Here is a 22848-nt window from a genome sequence, read left to right as displayed (position 1 = left end):
TTAATAGATTATTAATCTATCAACCTTCTAATAATAATGATTTTGGATCTTCAAGCATATCTTTAACAGCAACAAGGAAGCTAACTGCTTCTTTACCATCAACAATGCGGTGATCGTAAGATAAAGCGATGTACATCATTGGACGGTTTTCCATACGTTCTGCATCAATTGCAACTGGACGTACTTGGATTTTGTGCATTCCTAAAATACCAACTTGTGGGCTGTTTAGGATCGGTGTTGACATTAGAGAACCGAACACACCCCCGTTTGTAATTGTGAATGTACCACCTTGTAGTTCTTTTAATGAAAGTTTGTTGTCACGTGCTTTCATACCTAAATTACGAATTTCACTTTCGATTTCAGCGAAGTTTAATTGGTTAGCATCGCGTACAACTGGAACAACTAATCCATCTGGAGCTGCTACTGCAATACCGATATCATAGAATTTTTTAATGATAAGCTCGTCGCCTTGAATTTCAGCATTTAATAATGGGAATTGTTTTAATGCTGCAACAACTGCTTTTGTGAAGAATGACATGAAACCAAGACGTACATCATGTTTTTTCTCGAAAGCATCTTTACGCTCTTTACGTAATTCCATGATTGCAGTCATATCAACTTCGTTAAATGTTGTTAACATTGCAGATGTTTGTTGAACTTCTACAAGGCGTTTTGCAATTGTTTGACGGCGGCGGGACATTTTCACGCGCTCAACTGGTTTTTCGAATTCCGTTTTTGCAACTGGAGCAGGAGCTGGACTTTTTGGAGCAGCTGGTGCTTCTTTTGGTGCGGCAGCATGAGCTTGTACATCGTGTGGTCTCACACGTCCAAGTGGATCTGTGCTACGTACGTCGTTTAAGTCGATACCTAATTCACGAGCCATTTTTCTAGCAGCTGGTGATGCGATAGGACGGTTCGTATTCGGTAAACCTTGTAAAGTTGTAGTTTGCTCAGCATTTGGTGCCGCAGCTTTCGGTGCTTCAGTTGTTTCTTGTTTTGGCTGTTCAGCAGCCGGTGCAGGTGTACTTACTGCAACTGGTGCTCCGTTTGCATCTAAAATTGCGATAGTTGCACCAACTTCAACTGTATCCCCAGGTTCGCCTAGTAACTTCGATACAATACCTGAATCTTCTGCAATGATTTCTACATTGACTTTATCAGTTTCAAGCTCAACAACGCTGCCACCTTTCTCAACTTTGTCGCCTACGTTGATAAGCCATTGTGAGATAGTTCCTTCAGTAATAGATTCTGCAAGCTCAGGTACTTTAATTTCGATCATTTTAAATGTCCTCCCCTTATTTGCCTAACGGTGTGTTTTTTCTTCTTTTGTCTTCGGTAATCTCCATTTGTTAGCCTGCCCCCCGGGCAAAATATCTGTCCGGGGAGCAAGCTAGAAACCTTCATTGTTACTTTCAGTTGCTGAAAACTTCAATTTCTTGTTTATCTTGACGGAAGTTATACTTTACATCTAAAGCGTGTGCAACAATTAGTTCTTGCTCAGCTTTGTGAGCGAATGGATCGCCACCAGATGGGCTAGAGCGATCTGGGCGTCCAATGTAACCTGTTTTCACTTTATCTCCAGCAAGTTCGAACAGAATTGGAGCCATGTAATGCCATGCACCCATATTACGAGGTTCTTCTTGAACCCAAATAATTTCTTCTAAGTTTTTAAAGCGTTTAATAATAGATTGAACTTTCTCAGCAGGGAATGGGTACAGCTGTTCAATACGAACGACATGAACTTCATCTAAGTTATACTCATGTTTACCAGACTCAATTTCTGCTGCTAAGTCAATCGCCATTTTACCTGTGCTTAAAACAAGACGTTTTACTTTAGTTGGTTTTGTACCAAGGTTTTCTTGTTCTAGAGCAGGTTGGAAACGTCCTTCGCTTAACTGACTAGCAGTTGAAAGCGTAAGTGGGTGACGTAATAAACTCTTTGGCGTCATTAATACTAATGGTCGAACAGCTTCTGTTCCTAAGATAGATGCTTGACGACGTAAAATATGGAAGTATTGTGCCGCGCTCGTTAAGTTTGCAACTGTCCAGTTATTCTCAGCAGCTAACTGTAAGAATCGCTCTGGACGTGCACTAGAATGCTCTGGTCCTTGACCTTCATAACCGTGCGGTAATAGAAGAACTAAACCAGATTTTTGACCCCATTTTGCTCTTCCAGCTGAAACATATTGATCAAATAATGCTTGCGCAGTATTTGAGAAGTCACCATATTGCGCTTCCCACATAACAAGAGTTTCTGGAGCGAATACGTTATAACCATACTCGTAACCAACAACAGCAGCTTCTGATAACGGACTGTTATGAACAGAGAAGGATGCATAAATGTTTGGTAAGCGATGTAATGGTGAATATGTTTCATTTGTATCAGTATCGTGTAATACGATATGACGGTGCGCGAATGTACCACGCTGTGAATCTTGACCAGTTAAACGAATTGGCGTACCTTCTTGTAAAATAGAAGCGAATGCTAATGACTCAGCAAGTGCCCATTCAATTTTACCGTTCTCTTCAAGAGCGTCTTTACGGCGTTCAAGAATTTTCTTCACTTTCGGATATACGTTAAAGCCTTCTGGCCAAGATAGTAGACCTTCATTAATTGCACGAAGTGAGTCAATCTCAACACCAGTATCAATTGGCTGAATGCCTTTTGCAACAACATCTGGCACTTTAACGTGAATTGTTGCAGCGCTCGTATCAGCTGGCGGTACTTGTGCATAGTCAGATTTTAATTGCTCTTGTATAAACTGAGTCATTGTTTCAACCTCATCTGCATTTAGAACACCAGCAGCTTGTAATTGATCTGCATAAATCGCTCTTACAGTTGGGTGATTTTTAATCTTTTTGTACACTTGTGGTTGCGTAACTGCTGGGTCATCCATTTCGTTATGACCGTAGCGGCGGTAACCAATTAAATCGATTAAGAAGTCTTTTTTGAACAATGTACGATATTGAATCGCAAGGTTAGCAGCAGCAAGACAAGCTTCTGGATCATCAGCGTTCACGTGAACAATCGGAATATCGAAACCTTTTGCAAGGTCACTTGAATATTTCGTAGAACGAGAATCATAGCTATCAGTCGTAAAACCAACTGCATTGTTTGCGATAACATGAATTGTTCCGCCTGTTTGGTACGCGTTCAATCTGCTTAAGTTCAACGTTTCAGATACAATACCTTGACCAGGGAATGCAGCATCACCATGAACTAAAATTACGAATGATTTTGAAGTATCTTGTTCTGGAAGACCAGATTTTTTACGATTCTCTTGAGCCGCACGTGCAAAACCTTCTACAACAGGGTTAACGAACTCAAGGTGACTTGGGTTATTTGCTAATGTAACGCGAGTGCTAACTTCTTCGTTACTAACGACTTGTTCTCTACCTAAATGGTATTTCACGTCGCCAGTCCAGCCAGAATTTGCCACTGCGCCTTCTATTTTTGCATGTTTGAACTCAGCAAACATGTGACTATATGGTTTTTCTAATACGTGTGCAAGTACGCTTAGACGACCGCGGTGAGCCATACCAATCATGACATCTTCTACGCCGCCCTTTGCACCTTCTAGAACAATTTCATCTAGAACAGGTACAAGCATATCAACGCCCTCGATAGAGAAACGCTTTTGCCCAACGAATGTTTTATGCAAGAATTGCTCGAAACCTTCAACAGCTGTTAAACGTTTTAAAAGAGCAGTTCGTTTTTTATTTGATAGTGGTTGACGCAATGAATTTGATTCCACCATTTGATGCAACCACGCGCGTTCTTCACTATCTTGTATATGAGAAAATTCATAAGCTAAAGATTTTGTATAAACGTCTTTTAATCTATGAATTACATCAAGTGCAGTGTGAATACCTTCTGGTGCATCTTGCCATACTGTTTTTGCTGGAATCGCTTTCAAGTCAGCATCGCTCAGTTCGTTCATTGCTTTCTCAAGAAGAGATTGTCCATTAGCAGCATCTTCCATCGGATTGATGTGAGCCAACGTATGCCCGAATGAACGAATTTGTTCAACAAGCTGAACGACTTTAAGAATTTTTTCAATGTTCCCTGTGTTTTGAGGAGAAAAATGTGTTGCTGTGTTGTCCCCTGTTACGACATCATCTTGAAACGAAGGAGCTCCAAAAATTTCAAAAAGCTCTTGTAATTCCGGATCAACAGAACCTGCTCCAGTTACGTAAAGATCATACTGCTCAATAACATAACCAAGGTTCGGACCATGGAACTTGGTCCAAGGGTTTGTCGTTGTATTCTTCCTCGTCATTTGTTTAAACCTCCCAATGCATATAATCCTTTTCCTTACAAAAGGTGCATTTTGCTCTTTTCAATAATTGATGAATCAATAATCAATGTAAATGTTTTCTTTACTCTTATGTTATTACAATAATTTACATAATACCAAACACTATTACTTATCTGTTTTGTAAAAAAACATTCACAATAACTTATCACCCAAGTTAATCTTTCATGTTATAAAGTAATTTTACAGAAAAATGGGGTGGATATATTTGGTATACCTACACGAATAACTAAAATTGTTGCATGTAAATATAAGTATAATAATTAGAATGTTTTGATAAAAATGAGTTCGAATTATGTATATTGAAATAATAAGCGCTTTCATTGATATTATACAACAATATAACGGAATATAGTATAAAAAATAAAAAATTATGAATTTATCGTAAACTTTATTTAGATAGTGTTAAATATTGAAAGGAAAGTGAAGGATTTCTACAAAAAAAGTTGCTAAACATAAAAAATGCTTCATAAACAGTTAGTTTCTATAAATATGACGAAAAACACCGTAAAACCAATAACGCATTTCGTGGAATAAAGAGATGAATGAAATATTTTAAAAGGATAAAACAAATAGGGAGATATTAAATTTTAAAAATAGAGAGGAGGAGATATAGTAACGGTTCATTACAGTGTTCCATGTTTCATTTCAAAATAGACGTGCTGAAAATGAAAAAGTTTCTTCTATATAAATAGAACGAAAAATAAACAAAATAAATGTAAAGGAAACTTGACGTAAAGTTTGCTTTACATTTATACTCGATATAAGGGAGGAGGGAGAAATTTCCTTGGAAAATAAAATGGTCGAATACCGAAAAAATTTTGGACTATCTCAAGAAAAATTGGCTGAGAAACTTGGAGTTTCCAGACAAACCATCATTTCAATTGAAAAGGGAAAATACGATCCATCACTTCCGTTAGCATTTGAAATAGCAAAAACATTTCAGACAACGATAGAACATGTATTTATTTATGAAGGAAAAGAAGAGGGGGAATAGGGATGAATTATTCACAAAAGTACTTTGTAATCATGGGAATTATTTTTCTATTCATGAGTGGATTTATGATATTAACAGGTATAATGACGCATTCTGCACCACCAGAAATAACTTATCCATTGCTTGGGATGATGATTATGAGTTTCTGCCTAAGTTACTTACATCCGCAATTTAAAGAAAAAGATGAGCGAATGAAACTCATTCGTTATAAAGGAATGTTCTTCAGCTTTTTTGCGCTAACGGCATATTACCTTCTTTTCTCTTTCGGTTTAAATCTACACGTAATTACACTATCTGCGGTTGAACTATTAAACATACTTATGGCACTTACGATGAGTACAGTTTTTATCTCATTTGTTGTTTTATCGAAAAGATATTAAGATGGAAGAGAGAAAGGAAGATTAACATATGCAAATGATGTATGCTTTTGGCATTGGACTTGTATTATTTTTAGCCGTATTCTTATTTATTCGGAAAGACGTTCAAGGTGGGACGTTAACGAAAAGAGGCTTTTATAAAATGATCGGCTGTTTAGTCGTTATGTTTATAGCGATCATCGTAATGATCGTTTTAATAAATCAGTCACTATAGAATGAACCTTACTTGAGTAAGGTTTTTCTTTTTGGTATAAAATCCGAAAATTACCAAGATATCCATTTACTACATATAATGGATATTATATAATTTAATAAAATGATAGATAGGGAGCATACTATATGAACAAAAAAACTATCTTCTTTTTATTAACATGCCTACTACTTATAGCTAGTATTACTTATATAATATGTAACAAACGAGAACCAGTGCCACCTATGTTAGTATGGGAGGGCCAGGAATACTACGTTACGAATGAACCTGCTAAAGCTGAAGAAGTCGGGCAAAGGCTCGGAGAAGTAACGAAGAAAATCGAAATAAGTAAAAAACCTACTAAAAACAGTGAATCCAACACATTACAAGAAAAAACAGAAGTATTCACAATGATAGAAGAAGAAAAAAATCCTCACTCACCTTTAATCATAAAGGAGCATGATAGTGACGAATATAGAGTAGTAAGACCGATGTTACATGTACTATAAAGTGAAAAGGAGACTCATATGCAGACAGTAACTTCATATCCATGGTCGTTAAGAAAAATGTTTGTTTTTTTCCTTTGCTTCATCCTTCCGCCAATCGGTGCAATTTATATTTTGATGAATAGAGAGGCGCTACAAAAGAGAGACGTCATTTTATATGTATTATTTGCTGCTATTAATATATCGCTTTGGTTATCGCTTATGATCTTTGATCGGAGTATGTGGATGGTAGCAGGGCATTATGTACTTGGAGCAATTGTTATTGTTTTTTCGAATATGAATAATAGATAAGCCAGCAATCTTAAAGTTGCTGGTTTTTATTTTGCTATTTATAATGAAGAAACAAATTTTTAATAGAGAGTAGTGAGCGTTATGAGATGGAAAGAGGGGACGTTTGAAAAAATAGAAACGAATGACTCATATAAATGCTATACTAAAAAATGTTTGTAATGTCAGTTTCATACTATTATATAGTGATGACTTACTAGAAAAGATAAGAGGAGAATGAACGTGAAAAAGATACAAAAATTATTGCTGTTAATGATGGTAATAGGATTAACAGTAGGAGTTTTAGCAGGATGTGCAAATCCGAAAGATACGACAGAAGAATTTTTAACAGCGATACAAAAAGATGATGTTGAAAAGGCTCGTACATTTGTTGAGAGTGACAAGGAATTTAATAAACTAAATGAAAAAACAGATGATGCTGAGGCAAAAGCAATGCTGAGTGCAATTACGAAAAACTTTAAATTTGAAAAGCCAGAAGAAGTATCGAAAAAAGATGACAAAGCAGAAGTGAAAGTGAAAATTACATCTGCAGATCTATCCGTTGCTGTAACAAAAGCAGTGGGAGAAGTTATGCCAATGGCCTTCGCTAGCGCTTTTAGCGAAGACAAAGAGCAATCTGAAAAAGCAATCGAAAAAACAATGACATCAACTATCGTCAAAAACTTAGCAGATAAAGATGCAGCAATGGTAACTCGCGAAGTTACATTGAACTTAAAGAAAAACAAAGATGGCGACTATAAAATCGTTGCAGATGATAACTTGAAAGAAGTATTGTTTGCTAATGCGAAGTCTTTGGAGAAGATGTTTGGCGGGAAGTGATTAGCTTAGATAAAAAAGAGAAACCATATCACGTAGAAGGTTGATATGGTTTCTCTTTTTGTTATGACCCCGGAGAGGCTCGAACTCACGACCTCCACCCTGTCAAGGTGGCGCTCTCCCTGCTGAGCTACGGGACCTTCAAAAATGCGTATGTAATAGCATCTTTAATCGTTATGCTAAAGCAATTATATATAATTAACTGAAATTTTTCAATATTTTTATATTAGATTTTTGAAGGGAAAGTAGTTGGAATGGCGCTAGTCGTGTATTAAGGAATACATAAGAAGATAATGTAATGAAAAGTGAGTTCGAATAAAGTGGTTATATTATTTTTTTCGATACCAATCTAAAGGACCTTCATCACTTAAATCAACAAGAAAAGGGAATAAGAAGTGTAAAGGTAAGCTAATAAGTTCTGGCATAGCGTTCAATGTTTTCTTTGATAGATACTGCTTCCCAAAACAATACGGACAATCTTTTTCAAATGTCACGAGTATCGACCATACATCTTTTATTGTCCACTTCGTTTTACAATATGTACAACGCGCCATAGAGTTCCTCCTCATGTTAAGGTTTCTTCTAGTATATACCATTCTATTGTACGAAAGGCATTTGTATTTGGTGTCATAAAATGTAAGTTGTTTTGTTTTTATGTGGATTTATTTAGTCGTTTATGATCAATTACATATCGTTTCATGTTTTTGCAGGATGATAGATTTTCAGCTTCAATATGCAAATTGGCCAATATATCCTTTTTACAATTTACTTAAAATCATGTATAACAGAGATACAAGATTATTTTATAATTATTCAAGAGTAGAGGGAGAATTATTGTAATGGTAAGGAAAACGTTCAAGATGCGTGTATCTAGAAATAGAACGATTTCGATTAATGGCTCAATTCTTGATGTGGATGTTACACATGATGAGTTTTTACAAGAGTTTGTTGAGTGGGTCGATTCTAAAGGCTGGTCGTTTATGGGGATGACAGATGAGATTACACCCGAGGAAGCTAGTCAAAATTTAATAGATTCATTGATTGATGAGAAGGATAAGAAAGAGTAATTCCTTCTTATTTTTTATTGTATATTTATGTTCTTTATCGTAAAAGTATGATATAGTAAAAAACAGTGAATATTCTTCCAATTTAATACAATTTACATATAGATTGGTAGATTCAGTTTTTAAGCTGTGAGAGTATAGTGAAAAGGGAGAGTCATATGGTAAACTTTAAGAAAATTTTGGCTTTTGTTACTGTTATTTGTTTATTTTTTTTGACACCTATGACGTTACGTGCTGAGACGAATGTTGGAGTGAATCCAGAACAAGTGGCACCACCACCTGCGGAAGGACCAAATGTTTTTAGTCAGTTTGCAGCTACGATTGATGGGAAAACTGGAGATGTTTTGTATAACAAAAACGCACATCATCGTGCATTTCCGGCTAGTATGACGAAAGTGTTAACAGCGATTTTACTTATGGAGCATACGAAGCCAGAGGATCAATTTACGTTTTCACAATTAGCATTAGATCAAGAGAAGAGTAATTATCAAATTGAATTTCAACCTGGTGAGACGATTAATAGAAATACTGCGCTTATGATTTTAATGGTGCTGAGTGCAAATGATGTGTCTTATGCGATTGCGGAGCGTATTGGCGGAAATGTTGAGAATTTCGCTTATATGATGAATGAGAAAGCAAAGCAATTAGGGGCTACAGATAGTCACTTTGTAACGCCAAATGGATTGCATGATCCAAACCATTATACGACGCCGTATGATATGGCTATGATTACGAGAGGTGTGCAAAAATATCCTGAAATTTTGCAAGCGATGAATACGAAAAGAACGACAGTTACGACATCTAGACAGACGGTGTCTATTTTTAATAAGTCTACTTATTTTGAAAATCCATATAGCATTGGCGGGAAGACGGGTTTTACAAATGAAGCGCGTAATACACTCGTTCTATTAAATGAGAAGGATGGCAATCGCATTATAAATGTAGTAATGGCTTCCCAAAGACCTGAAATTTATGAAGATTTGAAGCAGATGGCGGACTATTCTTTCGGTCAATTTGTGAAGCAAACTGTATTAGATAAACATAGCTGGCATCAAAAGGCAACGTATTTAAATAAAGATATTGATAGCGAGCTTGAAAAAAGTGCAGAGCTTATGCTTAAAAAAGATGAAGGTAAAAATGTGAGGACGATTTTCCGTGTGGCTTCATTAGATAAAGATTCTTTGTACCATAAAGGAATTCATCGTGGTGAGGTAGTTGGTGCAGTTGACATCACGAAAAATAATCAAACAATTGCGACGATAAATGTTCTTTCAAAAGAAGATGTTACTTTTGCGATGCCTAAAAAAGATACGGGTACGCCTGAAGTAAATGAATCAAATGTGAAAATAATAAGCATTGGGATAGGTGCCGCTGTACTATTTGGAGCCATTTTATTTGTAGTGCTACGCCGAAATACAACAGGAATGAAATCAGAAGAAAAATAAATTACTAGTAAAAAGACTGTGAAGAGACTTTGTCACAGTCTTTTTTGTATATATAAAATAACTAATAATTGTAAATTTTCTTATTGCATTTATTTATTGTTCGTTATATTATTTAGTTGTGTTCTTGTTAGAGAACGAGTTGGGTATTATATACTCCAAATAATATAAAACAACGGAGAGGGAGAGAGACGATGAAATTAATTTGGAAAGCGATTAGCAACGTTATCTCATTTGTTTTATTTGCATTAATGGTTTTTTTAGCTTTTGTAGTTATTTCGTCAAAAGCGAGTGGCGGAGATCCAACAGTGATGGGATATCAATTTAAATCAGTGCTATCAGGATCAATGGAACCGACATTTTTAACAGGATCAATCATTGCGATAGAACCGACGAAAGATGGTTCTAAATATCAAAAAGGTGATGTTATTACCTTTAAAGAGAAAGATGAAAAAATTATCACTCACCGTATTATCGGTGTGAAAGATACAAATGGAAAAGTAATGTATGAAACAAAAGGTGATAACAACAACGGTCCTGATTTAGAACCAGTACGTGCGGAGAATGTAATTGGGAAATATGCAGATATTACAGTTCCTTATGCAGGATATGCATTAAATTATGCTAGTTCAAAGGCTGGAGCTGCATTGCTTCTTATTATTCCAGGAGTCTTTTTATTAGGCTATTCCGCGATTTCTATTTTTGGTGCGATTCGTAGCATTGACGGAGAAAAGAAAGAGAAAAAAGTAGAACAATCCGTCTAGTTCGTTTGGTTATACTTTCCGTTTAGGAAGTTAACAAATATATAGATTAAGGGGATATGGACATGACTTTAAAGAAAAAATTAGGAATGGGTATCGCATCAGCTGTATTAGGAGCTGCATTAGTTGGCGGAGGAACATTTGCATTTTTCAGTGATAAAGAAGTGTCAAACAATACATTTGCGGCTGGTACACTGGATTTAGCATTAAATCCATCAACAGTTGTTAATGTATCGAATTTAAAGCCTGGCGATACAATTAAAAGAGATTTTAAACTAGAAAATAAAGGATCTTTAGATATTAAAAAGGTTCTATTGAAAACAGATTATAAGGTAGAAGATACGAAGGGCGACAATAAAGATGATTTTGGTAAACATATTAAAGTAACATTCTTAAAAAATGTAGACAAGCATGAAACAATCGTAAAAGAAACAACGCTAGATAAATTGAAGGGTGACACACTTACAGCGGTAGATAATGATTTAGCTGCTTGGTTCTGGGATGAAAAAGGTATTTCTGCAGGTAAGTCTGATAAATTCACAGTGAAATTCGAGTTTGTTGATAATAAAAAAGACCAAAATGAATTCCAAGGCGATAAACTAAATTTAACTTGGACGTTTGATGCACAACAAACAGAAGGTGAAGCAAAATAATATTAAAAAGGGCTATCAAATGGATAGTCCTTTTTCTATTTTTCTAGTATATAGCTATCATTTTGTATCGTTCTTTATTATAATAAAAGTAACGTTCTGTATAGAGAACATTTTGTTCGATGGGAGAGATTAAGATGCTGAAAACACCTCGCAAATTAAAAAAGATGCTTATATTGCCTTGTATATGCTCCATTACGTTTTATTTAGGCTCTCAAATAATGACGTATACAGAAGCTGCATTTATTAATGAAAAGAAAGTGGAAGCCGCTCTTTCTACAGCGATTATATTTCCAAAGACAGTTGATACGTTAAAAGAGGAAGCTGAGCAACATAAACAGTTTATTGAGCATCAGTATGGAGAAATGAAGGGGAAGTTGGCAGTAACTTCTATAGAAGAAATTGAACAGGCAATTGTAGTGTGGCAACAAGGACGTGAGAAAATTGCTTCTGAGGAGGAAGCGCTGCAAAATGTATATACTACAATCGAAGCTCCTTATAATCAAATACAAGAAGAATTAAAAGTGAATAAAAGTGAATCGATTCAACAAGTAGCCCTATATGTGAATGAAGGTTTTCATAGTATAAAAGAGAACCACGATTATATTGCGAAAGAAGTTAGTTTGCAAGCGATTGATGAACAAATTCAGATTCTTCACCAACAATTAAATGATGCGATAGAGGCGGAAGTTCAAATGAAGGCAGAAGAGGAGAAGAAAGTAGAAGAACAGAAACAAGTAGAAGAACAGAATAAAGTGGAAGAGCAAAAGAAAGTAGAAGAGCAGAATAAAGCGGAAGAGCAAAAGAAAGTAGAAGAACAGAAGAAAGTAGAAGAGCAGAAAAAAGCAGAAGAACAGAAGAAGATAGAAGAACAGAAACAAGTAGAGACAGCTAAAAAGCCTGAGCAAGGAACTCATGAAAAGGCTACTACCACAGATCATAATGAGAAATCATCAGAATAAACTGACGACCGATATAAAAAATGATGTATATGAGTGTGAGGGAGTATTTGCCCCCGCACTTATTGTATTTCTTAAAATATAAACATAAAAATTCAGAAAAAACAAAATAATATTGAGAAATAAAAATAATTGAAAATACTAATAAATATTTGTTGTATTTATAGAGTTATGTTCGTTATAATGAACTTAAGGTTTTTAAAAGAGAACAAACATTAGCTAAGCTAATATAGTTTTCTTTATATCTCTTATTGAAAAATAAGAGACAAAAATATAAAAAACAGCTAGGGGGAATTGATTGTGAGTCTGAAAAAGAAATTAGGTATGGGAGTTGCATCAGCAGCATTGGGGTTATCTTTAATTGGTGGAGGAACGTTTGCATTCTTTAGCGATAAAGAAGTATCAAATAATACATTTGCAGCTGGGACGTTAGATCTTACATTAGACCCTAAAACGCTTGTAGATATTAAAGATTTAAAACCAGGGGATTCTGTTAAGAAAGAATTCTTATTAAAGAATAGCGGTTCATTAACAATTAAAGACGTTAAACTAGCAACAAAGTATACTGTGAAAGATGCAAAAGGCGATAATGCTGGTGAAGACTTTGGTAAGCACGTTAAAGTGAAATTCCTTTGGAACTGGGATAAACAAAGTGAGCCTGTATATGAAACAACTTTAGCAGACTTACAAAAAACTGATCCAGATCTTTTAGCTAAAGACATCTTTGCTCCTGAGTGGGGAGAAAAGGGTGGATTAGAAGCTGGTACAGAGGATTATTTATGGGTACAGTTTGAATTCGTAGATAATGGACAAGACCAAAATATTTTCCAAGGTGATTCATTGAATTTAGAATGGACATTCAATGCTAACCAAGAAGAAGGCACTGAAAGATAATAAAAAAGCGGGGACTCCCCGCTTTTTTTTATAAAGAAAAAAGAAGTGCTGGTTGTAAGCACTTCTTTCTATTTATTATTTTTGATCGTGCTTCCATTTGGTAAATTCAAGAAATTCACGAAATTGTTCTTTGGAGACGCCGGAGCTCATCGCATCTTTAACGAGTTGTGTCCATTCGGAGTCTAAGTGATTTTCCTTTGCTGTTTCATCATGAAGTAGAGTATCAACTGGAATTTGTAGAACTGCTGCGATTTTTTCAAGAAATTGAATGGAAGGGTTTTTTTGTAAATTACGTTCTATAGAACTAATGTAAGATTTAGCAACACCAGCTTTTTCGGCAAGTTCAGTTAATGAAATACCTTTTTGTAAGCGAAGGCGTTTTATACGTTCTCCAATCATATTTGCGCACCTTTCTATCAATATGTAGTCGTCTTATGATGTCATTATTATAACATAAACTTCGTTAAAAAGAACAAGCCTATTGAGCCTGACTGGATGGCTTCATACGTTGGAAAAAATGTTCGATATCTTGCAGGGCGATACCAGCGTCTAGAGCTTCAAGTATTAAATCAATCCATTCTTGGTCCAGTGCGTCAGTCTTATCTTTGTACAAATGTAATTCCTCCCTAATTATCGGTCATAACTGCTGCTACAGAATATATGATAATGCAATCGCATTTTGTGTTTTATATAGTGAATTATCAAATATTTTGTAGATAAAACAAAGATAAAATCCCCATTAAATTCCCTCTATGGCGATTATAAAGTTTCTGACAAATATTTTCAATATTTTCAGAAAACATTGTTGAATTGTGATATATTCGTATGCTAACTATGGAATTTTTACAAATATGTTAAAAAAATTACATAATATAACTAAATATTGAAAAAATATTGAATTTTTAATAAAATTCAATTTGTAATACATATTTTTTATTAGGGGAGGAAATAAGGGATGAACAAGAAACCGTTCAAAGTTTTGTCATCAATCGCTTTGACAGCTGTGTTAGGTCTTTCATTCGGAGCGGGTGGCCAGTCTGCATATGCTGAAACACCTGTGAATAAGACAGCTACGAGCCCAGTCGATGATCATTTAATTCCAGAAGAACGTTTAGCAAATGCGCTAAAAAACCGTGGGGTAATTGATTCGAAGGCTTCAGAGACAGAAACAAAGAAAGCCGTCGAAAAATACGTAGAGAACAAAAAGGGTGAAAATCCTGGGAAAGAAGTATCAAATGGGGACCCACTTACGAAAGAAGCATCTGACTTTTTAAAGAAAGTGAAAGATGCGAAAGCTGATACGAAAGAAAAGTTAGACAAACCAGCAACAGGAACACCTGCAGCGACAGGCCCAGTTAAGGGTGGTCTAAATGGTAAAGTACCAACTTCTCCAGCAAAGGGAAAAGAATATAACGGTGAAGTTCGTAAAGATAAAGTACTCGTTTTACTTGTAGAGTACGCTGACTTTAAACATAACAATATTGATAAAGAACCTGGTTATATGTATACTGACGATTTTAACAAAGAACATTATGAAAAAATGTTATTCGGTAATGAGCCATTCGCATTAGAGGATGGTAGCAAAATCGAAACGTTTAAACAATATTACGAAGAGCAATCTGGCGGTAGTTATACAGTAGACGGAACAGTTACAAAATGGTTAACAGTTCCTGGTAAAGCTGCTGATTACGGTGCAGATGGTGCGACAGGTCATGATAATAAAGGACCAAAAGGACCACGTGATTTAGTAAAAGATGCATTAAAAGCAGCTGTAGATAGCGGTATTGATTTATCAGAGTTTGACCAATTCGATCAATATGATGTAAATGGCGATGGAAATCAAAAACAACCGGACGGTTTAATCGATCACTTAATGATTATCCATGCGGGTGTTGGACAAGAAGCAGGCGGCGGTAAATTAGGTGACGATGCAATTTGGTCACATCGCTGGACTGTTGGACCAAAACCATTCCCAATTGAAGGCACACAAGCGAAAGTTCCATATTGGGGCGGAAAAATCGCAGCATTCGACTACACAATTGAACCAGAAGATGGCGCAGTTGGTGTATTCGCACATGAATATGGTCATGATTTAGGTCTTCCAGATGAGTATGATACTGACTATACTGGTGACGGTGAACCAATTCAAGCTTGGTCTGTTATGAGTGGCGGAAGCTGGGCTGGTAACATTGCAGGAACAACGCCAACGAGTTTCTCACCACAAAATAAAGAGTTTTTCCAAAAAACAATCGGTGGTAACTGGGCAAATATCGTAGAAGTAGATTACGAGAAATTAAATAAAGGTATCGGTCTAGCAACATATTTAGACCAAAGTGTTACGAAATCTAACCGCCCAGGTATGATTCGTGTTAACTTGCCAGATAAAGATATAAAAACAATTGCTCCAGCATTTGGTAAGCAGTATTACTACAGCACAAAAGGTGACAATCTTCACACAAAAATGGAGACGCCACTGTTCGATTTAACAAATGCAACGACTGCGAAATTTGATTTCAAGTCATTGTATGAAATTGAAGCAGAGTATGATTTCCTTGAAGTACATGCTGTAACAGAAGATGGTCAGCAAACATTAATCGAAAAACTTGGTGAGAAAGCAAATAGTGGAAATGCACATTCAACAAATGGAAAATGGATTGACAAATCATACGATTTAAGCCAATTCAAAGGTAAGAAAGTAAAATTAACATTTGAGTACATTACAGATGGTGGTTTAGCATTAAACGGTTTCCTACTTGATAATGCATCACTAAATGTAGACGGTAAAGTAGTATTCTCTGATGATGCAGAAGGTACACCGCAGTTCAAATTAGATGGATTCGCTGTATCTAATGGAACAGAGAAGAAAAAACATAACTATTATGTAGAGTGGAGAAACTATGCTGGTTCAGATAACGCATTGAAATATGCTCGCGGTCCAGAATACAACACAGGTATGGTTGTATGGTATGCAGACTCAGCTTATACAGATAACTGGGTTGGTTTACATCCAGGACATGGTTTCCTTGGCGTAGTTGATTCTCATCCAGAAGCAATTGTTGGAACTTTAAATGGTAAACCAACAGTAGCAAGTAGTACACGATTCCAAATCGCTGATGCGGCGTTCTCATTTGATAAAACGCCAGCTTGGAAAGTTGTATCTCCAACGCGCGGAACGTATACGTATAATGGCTTAGCAGGCGTACCGAAGTTTGATGATTCGAAAACGTATATTAATAAACAGATTCCAGATGCAGGACGTATTTTACCGAATCTTGGCCTGAAGTTTGAAGTAGTAGGACAAGCTGATGATAATTCTGCAGGTGCTGTTCGTTTATATCGTTAATACAGTAAAACTACCGAAAGATTTTCTTTCGGTAGTTTTTTTGTGAGCAATGAATTTTATATGCAAGAAGAAATTATATATAATGTAACTTTACGAATAGAAATTTATTATATATGAAGTCTATATAAATAATGAAAGAATTGGATAAAAATAGTGGGAGAAGGTGAATGAATGAGTGTTTCTTCTATTGTAAATAAACAAAAGGCATATTTTTATAATGGTCATACGAGAAGTATAGAAGTGAGAAAGAATAATTTGAAGAAGCTTTATAAAGGCATTCAGCGCTTTGAAGAAGAGATATTTCAGGCATTGAAATTAGATTTAAATAAGTCAGTTCATGAGTCGTTTACAACGGAAGTTGGATATGTATTAAAAGAAATTTCCTTTCAATTGAAGCATATTTCATCGTGGAGTAAACCGAAGCGGGTTCGAACAGCACTCACTCACTTTGGATCAAAGGGGAAAGTAGTGCCTGAACCGTACGGTGTGACACTTATTATTGCACCGTGGAACTATCCGTTTCAATTAGCAATTGCACCTCTAGTAGGAGCGTTGGCGGCTGGAAATACAATTGTTTTAAAGCCGTCAGAGCTAACGCCAAACGTTTCCGAAGTGCTTACGAGGATGTTAGAGGAATTATTCCAAGAAGAGCTTGTAGCGGTAGTAGAAGGCGGTGTAGAAAAGAGTACGGAATTGTTAAAGGAACCGTTTGATTATATTTTCTTTACAGGTAGTGTCGGTGTTGGAAAAGTTGTGATGGAAGCAGCAGCGAAACGGTTGACGCCACTCACGTTAGAGCTTGGGGGAAAAAGCCCATGTATTGTACATAAAGATGCAAAAATAGATGTAACAGCAAGACGAATTGTTTGGGGTAAGTTTTTAAATGCGGGGCAAACGTGTGTAGCGCCTGATTATATGTATGTGCATACTTCGGTGAAAGAACAGTTAATCGAGGCATTAAGACACGAAATTGCGGAGCAGTATGGAAAAGATCCACTAAACAATGACAATTATGTACGAATTGTGACTGAACGTCATTTTGAACGTTTATGTGCATTTTTGAAAGATGGTAAAACGGTAATCGGTGGGAACTATAAAAAAGAAACTTTACATATAGAACCAACAGTGTTAACGAATGTTACATGGCAAAGTACTGTTATGGAAGATGAAATTTTTGGTCCGATTTTACCAATTGTAGAATACGACAACATAGAAGAGGTAATTGGCACAATTCAGCAACATCCGAAGCCGTTAGCGTTATATGTATTTTCTGAAGATAAAGAAATACAAAAGAAAGTGACAAGTAATATTTCATATGGCGGAGGCTGTATTAATGATGTTGTCTATCATCTTGCAACGCCATATTTACCTTTTGGTGGTGTTGGAAGTAGTGGATTAGGTAGTTATCATGGGGAAGAAAGTTTTCGGACTTTTTCACATTATAAAAGCATTTTAGCCCAATCTACGGCATTCGATATGAAAATTCGTTACTCTTCTACAAAAAGTGCTTTAAAATTCATACGAAAGTTGTTAAAATGATGATGGTGTTTATCAGTAGGCCTAGCCGTATGATAATAGCCCCTTCGCAATGGAAGGGGTTTTTCTGTTCGACATATGTATCATGCAAAAATGAATCAAACATACTACATAAAGAATAGAAGAGAACGCTGCTAAACAACCATTTTTGTTTGGATCGAAACAAAAAATAGTCTATAAAACATAAATATTTATTCATGAATATAAAAATTAAAATTTAAGGTAGATAGGACGGGAAAATGAAAAAGATTATTAAAGTTGAAGCAGTAGAAAAACATTTTGGAAATCAAGTGATTATCCCACCTCTTTCTTTAGACATTAAAGAAGGGGAATTTTTAACGATTTTAGGGCCGAGTGGTTGCGGGAAAACAACGTTACTTCGCATGATCGCAGGTTTTGAAACGCCAACTAAAGGGAATCTTTTATTAGATGATGAAAAGATTAACGACTTGCCACCATATAAGCGTCATATGAACTTAGTGTTCCAACATTATGCGCTATTCCCACATATGAATGTGGAGAAAAATATTTGTTTCGGTATGAAAATGCAGAAAGTACCGGCAGCAGAGCAGAAAGAGCGTGCTGAAGAGGCAATGCGTTTAACGCAGTTACTTGAGTTCCGTAATCGTAAACCTGCAAAGCTTTCTGGTGGACAGCAGCAGCGTGTAGCAATTGCGAGAGCGATTGTAAATAACCCGCGTGTATTATTACTAGATGAGCCACTTGGGGCGTTAGACTTTAAGTTAAGAAAAGATTTGCAACGTGAATTGAAAAACTTACAACGTAATTTAGGAATTACATTCATATACGTAACGCACGATCAAGAAGAAGCGATGAGCATGAGTGATCGTATTGTCGTTATGAATAAAGGACATATTGAGCAAATTGGAACGCCGAAAGAAATTTACAATAAGCCGAAAACAATGTTCGTTGCGACATTTATCGGTGAAAATAATATTGTGAAAAATGGGGAAGGCTATGTAGCAATTCGCCCTGAAAACGTAAAGGTACGTTCGGTTGAAGAGCCGATTTTAAAAGAATACCATCTTGGACATATTGAAGACGTTGAGTTTGTTGGAAATATGGAAAAGCTATATGTACGTGACGAGAAAACATCAGAATTAATAATGGCATATCAAACTGCTGAAGAAGCAGCGCAGTGGAGCATTGGAGATAATGTATACGTAGGCTGGGAGCAAGAGGACGAGGTGACCTTAAATTGAAAAAAGGGAAATTACTCGCACTACCGACAGTCGCGTGGCTGTTAATCTTCTTCCTAATTCCCCTTCTGTTTGTATTGGCATTTGCCTTTATGCAGCGCGGGGCATATGGGACAGTGGAAATGCAATTTACGTTAGAGAATATAGCTCGTGTGTTTGATCCACTATACATGGGAACGTTATGGGAAACTGTTAAGATTGCAGTTATTACAACAGTAATCTGTTTAGTAATTGGTTATCCATTTGCTTATACAATTACAATTGTTGATCGCAAATACCGTTCAATTCTTTTATTATTGGCAACGATCCCGTTTTGGATTAACTTCCTTGTTCGTTCATACGCATGGATTGTTATTTTACGTTCACAAGGTCTTGTAAACACATTGCTATTGAAACTAGGTATTATAAGTGAACCTTTAAATTTACTATATAACACACCTTCTGTAATACTCGGAATGGTCTATTCTTTATTACCATTTATGATTTTACCGGTGTATGCAGCGATTGAGCAGCTTGATAAGCGTAAGCTAGAAGCAGCTTATGATTTAGGAGCAACACCAGCAAAGGCATTTTGGAATGTAACAGTACCAATGACGATGTCAGGGATTGCTACTGGTTCTATTTTAGTGTTTGTTTCTTCTATCGGAATGTTTGTTGTATCAGACGTTATGGGTGGATCGAAAGTAGCATTAATCGGAAACGTAATTCAAAATCAATTCTTAGGAGCGCGTGACTGGCCGTTTGGATCTGCGTTATCTATGATTGTTGTTCTATTCTCTGTTCTGTTAATTTACTTATATTATCGTGCAACGAAAGTATATAAATATGATGGAAACGGAGGGGAATAGGCAAAGATGAAGAAGTTTTTAGTTTCTTATTCTTGGTTAATTTTATTGTTCTTGTATTTTCCAATGATGGTTTTAATGGTATATTCCTTCAATGATTCTCGCATTAATGCGGAATGGGAAGGTTTTACATTCCATTGGTATACAGATTTATTTCAAAAGCAAGATGTTATTGATGCGTTTGTAAATAGTATGACGATTGCGATCGTAACGACGGTTGTAACGACAGTTCTTGGTGTGATTTTCGCGATTGCATTACATCGTTATAAATATCGTTATGAAGGGGCTATTAACGGCCTTGTGTATTTACCAATTTTAATTCCTGATATTTTAATGGGATTATCTTTACTTATCTTATTTAGTCAATTAGGTATGGAACTTGGTAAAACAACAATTATTATTGCGCACATTACATTTAGTATTTCATTTGTTGTCGTTATTTTAGCAGCACGTCTTTCTGGTATGGGACGTGATTTAGAAGAGGCTGCGAATGATTTAGGAGCAACGCCGTGGCAAACGTTTCGTTTTGTAACGTTCCCAGCAATTGCACCAGGGGTCATTTCAGCCGCATTATTAACATTCACATTATCAATTGATGATTTTGTAATTAGTTTCTTCGTATCAGGACCAGGATCAACAACATTGCCATTATACATTTACAGTATGGTTAAGCGCGGAGTATCACCAGAAATTAATGCACTCTCTACAATTTTAATTGTAGCTATCGTAGGATTAATGGTTCTATCTGAAATCTTCCGTAACAAAGGTGCAGATGGTGAAGAAAACTCTGGAGGACACCTTCCTTTATAATACGAACGATATAGAAAGTACGAGGAGGTAATAAACCGATGAAATTAATGAAAAGATTAGCCGGCGCAGCAATTAGCTTTAGCCTTGTTGCTGGTGTACTTGCTGGTTGTGGTGAAAAGAAAGAAGAGTTAAACATTTATAGCTGGGCTGACAATTTTGATGAGCAAGTACTAAGAGATTTTGAAAAGAAATATAACGTGAAAATTAACTATGATAAGTATGCAAGTAATGAAGAAATGCTTGCGAAATTACAAGCAGGTGGCGCGAAGTATGATTTAATTCAGCCGTCTGATTACATGGTTAAAACAATGGCGAAAATGGATTTATTAGCGCCGTTAGACAAAAAGAATATCCCGAATATCGAAAATATGGTTTCTAACTTCAAAACACCGGCGTTTGATCCAGAGAATAAATATTCTTTAGTATATACTTGGGGCGTAACAGGTATTGCATACAATAAAAAGTATGTGAAAGAAGCTCCTACAAGCTGGGCTGACCTATGGAATGAAAAATATAAAGGGCATGTAACTTTATTAAATGATTCTCGTGAAGTGTTAGGAATGGGTCTTAAAAAGCATGGATTCTCAAACAGCACGAAAGACGATACACAGTTAAAGACAGCAGCAGATGATTTAAAGAAGCTGCTTCCAAACTTATTAGCATTTGATACAGATAATATTAAACAAAAATTCATTACAGAAGATGCTTGGATCGGAACAGTTTGGTCTGGAGATGCAGCGTTTATCGCAAAAGATAATAAAGATGTAGAGTACGTTGTACCAAAAGAAGGTGGCACAATTTGGGCTGATACGTTAGCAATTCCAAAAGGTGCGAAAAACAAAGAGCTTGCAGAGAAGTTTATGAACTACTTATTAGATGAAAAAGTAAGTGTGAAAAACTACGAGTCAATTGGATACAGTAATCCTAATGAAAAAGCTCATCCTCTTCATAGTAAAGAATATCGTGATAATCATATGATCTTCTTAACGAAAGAAGAATTAGATCGTACAGAATGGCTTGTTGATGTAGACGATAAGCTAAAAGACTATGATCGTTACTGGACAGAGTTAAAAACAAAAGGTAAATAAGTAAGGAAATGCGGTTTCTAAAATAGAAATCGCATTTTTTCATAGTAGGAGGAAATCGCTTGAAAAAGAAGTTGCATCAATATGAGGTAGTATGTATCGTTTTATTACTTGCTGTATTTGGCATTGTGGCTTGGCGTGTACATGCGGGTGGCGTTACAGTGATGGATACATATGTCCGAGCATTAGTAAAAGGATTACAAACAGAAGGTTCGCTTACATTTTTTTCACACTATACAAAATTAGGTTCTGCTATCGGGATCGTAACTACGCTGGCTATAAGTTTACTTGTTTTTTGGAGAAAACGTTATTATGCTGCGATGATCGTGTATCCAATGGGCATTTTAATAACACATCTTGTTAATAAAGGGATAAAAGAAATTGTGAAAAGAGAGCGTCCGTCGTTAAATGAAGCGTTGGATGCGCTTGGATATAGCTTCCCTAGTGGGCATGCAATGTTATCTATTATGACATTCGGATTTCTTACTTATATCATTGCGGCAAATTTGAAGAGTGTAACAGGGAAATATGTTATAACGATTTTGATGGGAATAGTAATTGTATCGATTGGATTAAGTAGAGTTATTTTAAATGTACATTATCCAACTGATATTTTAGCTGGTTATTGCGTAGGTGGTATTTTGTTAATTATGGCGATTTACTGCCATCGTTTACTTACGGAGAGATTGGGACTTAATAAAGAGAGATAAAAAAAACGTCTGGAAAAACTATCAATATAGTGTTTCCAG

Annotated in this window: 24 protein-coding genes and 1 tRNA gene; 19 read left to right on the top strand and 6 right to left on the bottom strand. The window is 35.9% G+C overall.

Going from position 1 to position 22848, the window contains the following annotated elements; translation table 11 throughout:
- Positions 1–19 precede the first annotated feature (19 nt).
- Both odhB and odhA read right to left on the bottom strand, forming a co-directional pair.
- Positions 20–1279, bottom strand: a complete 1260-nt coding sequence (gene odhB, locus MNO09_RS24605) for a 2-oxoglutarate dehydrogenase complex dihydrolipoyllysine-residue succinyltransferase (protein ID WP_000569906.1) — start codon at positions 1277–1279, stop codon at positions 20–22.
- 133 nt (positions 1280–1412) lie between these two features.
- The gene (gene odhA, locus MNO09_RS24600; protein WP_088106953.1) at positions 1413–4280 is read right to left on the bottom strand and encodes a 2-oxoglutarate dehydrogenase E1 component; all 2868 of its coding nucleotides are present in this window, start codon (positions 4278–4280) and stop codon (positions 1413–1415) included.
- Positions 4281–5103: 823 nt separating this feature from the next.
- Between odhA and MNO09_RS24595 the strand changes: the two genes are divergently transcribed.
- The 6 genes from MNO09_RS24595 to MNO09_RS24570 all read left to right on the top strand — a co-directional run bounded on the left by MNO09_RS24595 (position 5104) and on the right by MNO09_RS24570 (position 7493).
- Positions 5104–5313, top strand: a complete 210-nt coding sequence (locus MNO09_RS24595) for a helix-turn-helix transcriptional regulator (protein WP_000428520.1) — start codon at positions 5104–5106, stop codon at positions 5311–5313.
- A 2-nt stretch (positions 5314–5315) separates the two neighbouring features.
- Positions 5316–5693, top strand: a complete 378-nt coding sequence (locus MNO09_RS24590; protein ID WP_001109910.1) for a hypothetical protein — start codon at positions 5316–5318, stop codon at positions 5691–5693.
- 28 nt (positions 5694–5721) lie between these two features.
- On the top strand, positions 5722–5904 hold the full coding sequence (locus MNO09_RS24585; protein ID WP_001178300.1) for a DUF3976 domain-containing protein: 183 nt from the start codon (positions 5722–5724) through the stop codon (positions 5902–5904).
- Positions 5905–6029: 125 nt separating this feature from the next.
- Positions 6030–6389, top strand: a complete 360-nt coding sequence (locus MNO09_RS24580; RefSeq protein ID WP_001036553.1) for a hypothetical protein — start codon at positions 6030–6032, stop codon at positions 6387–6389.
- 18 nt (positions 6390–6407) lie between these two features.
- On the top strand, positions 6408–6677 hold the full coding sequence (locus MNO09_RS24575) for a hypothetical protein (RefSeq protein ID WP_001195377.1): 270 nt from the start codon (positions 6408–6410) through the stop codon (positions 6675–6677).
- Positions 6678–6896: 219 nt separating this feature from the next.
- Positions 6897–7493 (top strand): hypothetical protein, encoded by a 597-nt coding sequence (locus MNO09_RS24570; RefSeq protein WP_140399211.1) that lies wholly within the window; start codon positions 6897–6899, stop codon positions 7491–7493.
- Between the two features lie 64 nt (positions 7494–7557).
- On the opposite strand, the gene MNO09_RS24565 is transcribed toward MNO09_RS24570, so the two are convergent.
- Both MNO09_RS24565 and MNO09_RS24560 read right to left on the bottom strand, forming a co-directional pair.
- A tRNA-Val gene (locus MNO09_RS24565) sits at positions 7558–7630 on the bottom strand.
- A 189-nt stretch (positions 7631–7819) separates the two neighbouring features.
- The gene (locus tag MNO09_RS24560) at positions 7820–8044 is read right to left on the bottom strand and encodes a hypothetical protein (RefSeq protein WP_000090228.1); all 225 of its coding nucleotides are present in this window, start codon (positions 8042–8044) and stop codon (positions 7820–7822) included.
- Between the two features lie 285 nt (positions 8045–8329).
- Between MNO09_RS24560 and MNO09_RS24555 the strand changes: the two genes are divergently transcribed.
- From MNO09_RS24555 to calY, 6 genes are all read left to right on the top strand, one after another.
- Positions 8330–8557: a hypothetical protein gene (locus tag MNO09_RS24555; RefSeq protein WP_000251865.1), complete on the top strand. Its 228-nt coding sequence runs from the start codon at positions 8330–8332 to the stop codon at positions 8555–8557.
- Positions 8558–8712: 155 nt separating this feature from the next.
- Entirely contained in the window at positions 8713–9999 is a 1287-nt protein-coding gene (locus tag MNO09_RS24550) for a D-alanyl-D-alanine carboxypeptidase family protein (RefSeq protein ID WP_078182922.1), read from the top strand.
- A gap of 191 nt (positions 10000–10190) precedes the next feature.
- Complete coding sequence (gene sipW, locus MNO09_RS24545) at positions 10191–10760, top strand: signal peptidase I SipW (protein WP_000767786.1); 570 nt, start codon at positions 10191–10193, stop codon at positions 10758–10760.
- A 62-nt stretch (positions 10761–10822) separates the two neighbouring features.
- A complete protein-coding gene (locus MNO09_RS24540; protein WP_000172832.1) occupies positions 10823–11410 on the top strand; it encodes a CalY family protein in 588 nt (195 codons plus the stop codon).
- Positions 11411–11544: 134 nt separating this feature from the next.
- On the top strand, positions 11545–12369 hold the full coding sequence (locus MNO09_RS24535; protein ID WP_000921207.1) for a DUF4047 domain-containing protein: 825 nt from the start codon (positions 11545–11547) through the stop codon (positions 12367–12369).
- A gap of 297 nt (positions 12370–12666) precedes the next feature.
- On the top strand, positions 12667–13260 hold the full coding sequence (gene calY / locus MNO09_RS24530) for a biofilm matrix protein CalY (RefSeq protein ID WP_000053717.1): 594 nt from the start codon (positions 12667–12669) through the stop codon (positions 13258–13260).
- A 75-nt stretch (positions 13261–13335) separates the two neighbouring features.
- On the opposite strand, the gene MNO09_RS24525 is transcribed toward calY, so the two are convergent.
- Together MNO09_RS24525 and MNO09_RS24520 are read right to left on the bottom strand one after the other, a co-directional pair.
- A complete protein-coding gene (locus MNO09_RS24525; protein ID WP_000578867.1) occupies positions 13336–13659 on the bottom strand; it encodes a helix-turn-helix domain-containing protein in 324 nt (107 codons plus the stop codon).
- 79 nt (positions 13660–13738) lie between these two features.
- Positions 13739–13873, bottom strand: coding sequence for an anti-repressor SinI family protein (locus MNO09_RS24520; RefSeq protein ID WP_000276217.1), 135 nt, complete (start codon positions 13871–13873; stop codon positions 13739–13741).
- Positions 13874–14215: 342 nt separating this feature from the next.
- Between MNO09_RS24520 and inhA1 the strand changes: the two genes are divergently transcribed.
- The 7 genes from inhA1 to MNO09_RS24485 all read left to right on the top strand — a co-directional run bounded on the left by inhA1 (position 14216) and on the right by MNO09_RS24485 (position 22809).
- A complete protein-coding gene (gene inhA1 / locus MNO09_RS24515) occupies positions 14216–16603 on the top strand; it encodes a M6 family metalloprotease immune inhibitor InhA1 (RefSeq protein WP_001035922.1) in 2388 nt (795 codons plus the stop codon).
- 171 nt (positions 16604–16774) lie between these two features.
- A complete protein-coding gene (locus MNO09_RS24510) occupies positions 16775–18142 on the top strand; it encodes an aldehyde dehydrogenase (protein WP_000116791.1) in 1368 nt (455 codons plus the stop codon).
- 236 nt (positions 18143–18378) lie between these two features.
- Positions 18379–19362 carry a spermidine/putrescine ABC transporter ATP-binding protein PotA gene (potA, locus tag MNO09_RS24505; protein WP_088106956.1) on the top strand — a complete coding sequence of 328 codons (984 nt, stop codon included), beginning with the start codon at positions 18379–18381 and terminating at the stop codon, positions 19360–19362.
- Positions 19359–20207, top strand: a complete 849-nt coding sequence (gene potB, locus MNO09_RS24500) for a spermidine/putrescine ABC transporter permease PotB (protein ID WP_000715495.1) — start codon at positions 19359–19361, stop codon at positions 20205–20207. The genes potA and potB overlap by 4 nt, the downstream gene beginning before the upstream one ends.
- 6 nt (positions 20208–20213) lie before the next feature.
- Complete coding sequence (potC, locus tag MNO09_RS24495) at positions 20214–21014, top strand: spermidine/putrescine ABC transporter permease PotC (protein ID WP_000714200.1); 801 nt, start codon at positions 20214–20216, stop codon at positions 21012–21014.
- Between the two features lie 38 nt (positions 21015–21052).
- Positions 21053–22102, top strand: a complete 1050-nt coding sequence (potD, locus tag MNO09_RS24490) for a spermidine/putrescine ABC transporter substrate-binding protein PotD (protein ID WP_000772499.1) — start codon at positions 21053–21055, stop codon at positions 22100–22102.
- 59 nt (positions 22103–22161) lie between these two features.
- A complete protein-coding gene (locus MNO09_RS24485) occupies positions 22162–22809 on the top strand; it encodes a phosphatase PAP2 family protein (protein ID WP_000727811.1) in 648 nt (215 codons plus the stop codon).
- The last annotated feature ends 39 nt before the right edge of the window (positions 22810–22848 follow it).

Origin of the sequence: Bacillus sp. N5-665 (genome assembly GCF_022637375.2) — a bacterium.
Lineage (GTDB): Bacteria > Bacillota > Bacilli > Bacillales > Bacillaceae_G > Bacillus_A > Bacillus_A wiedmannii.
Note: the sequence above shows the minus strand (reverse complement) of the source record. Positions and strands in the feature narration are given on the sequence as shown.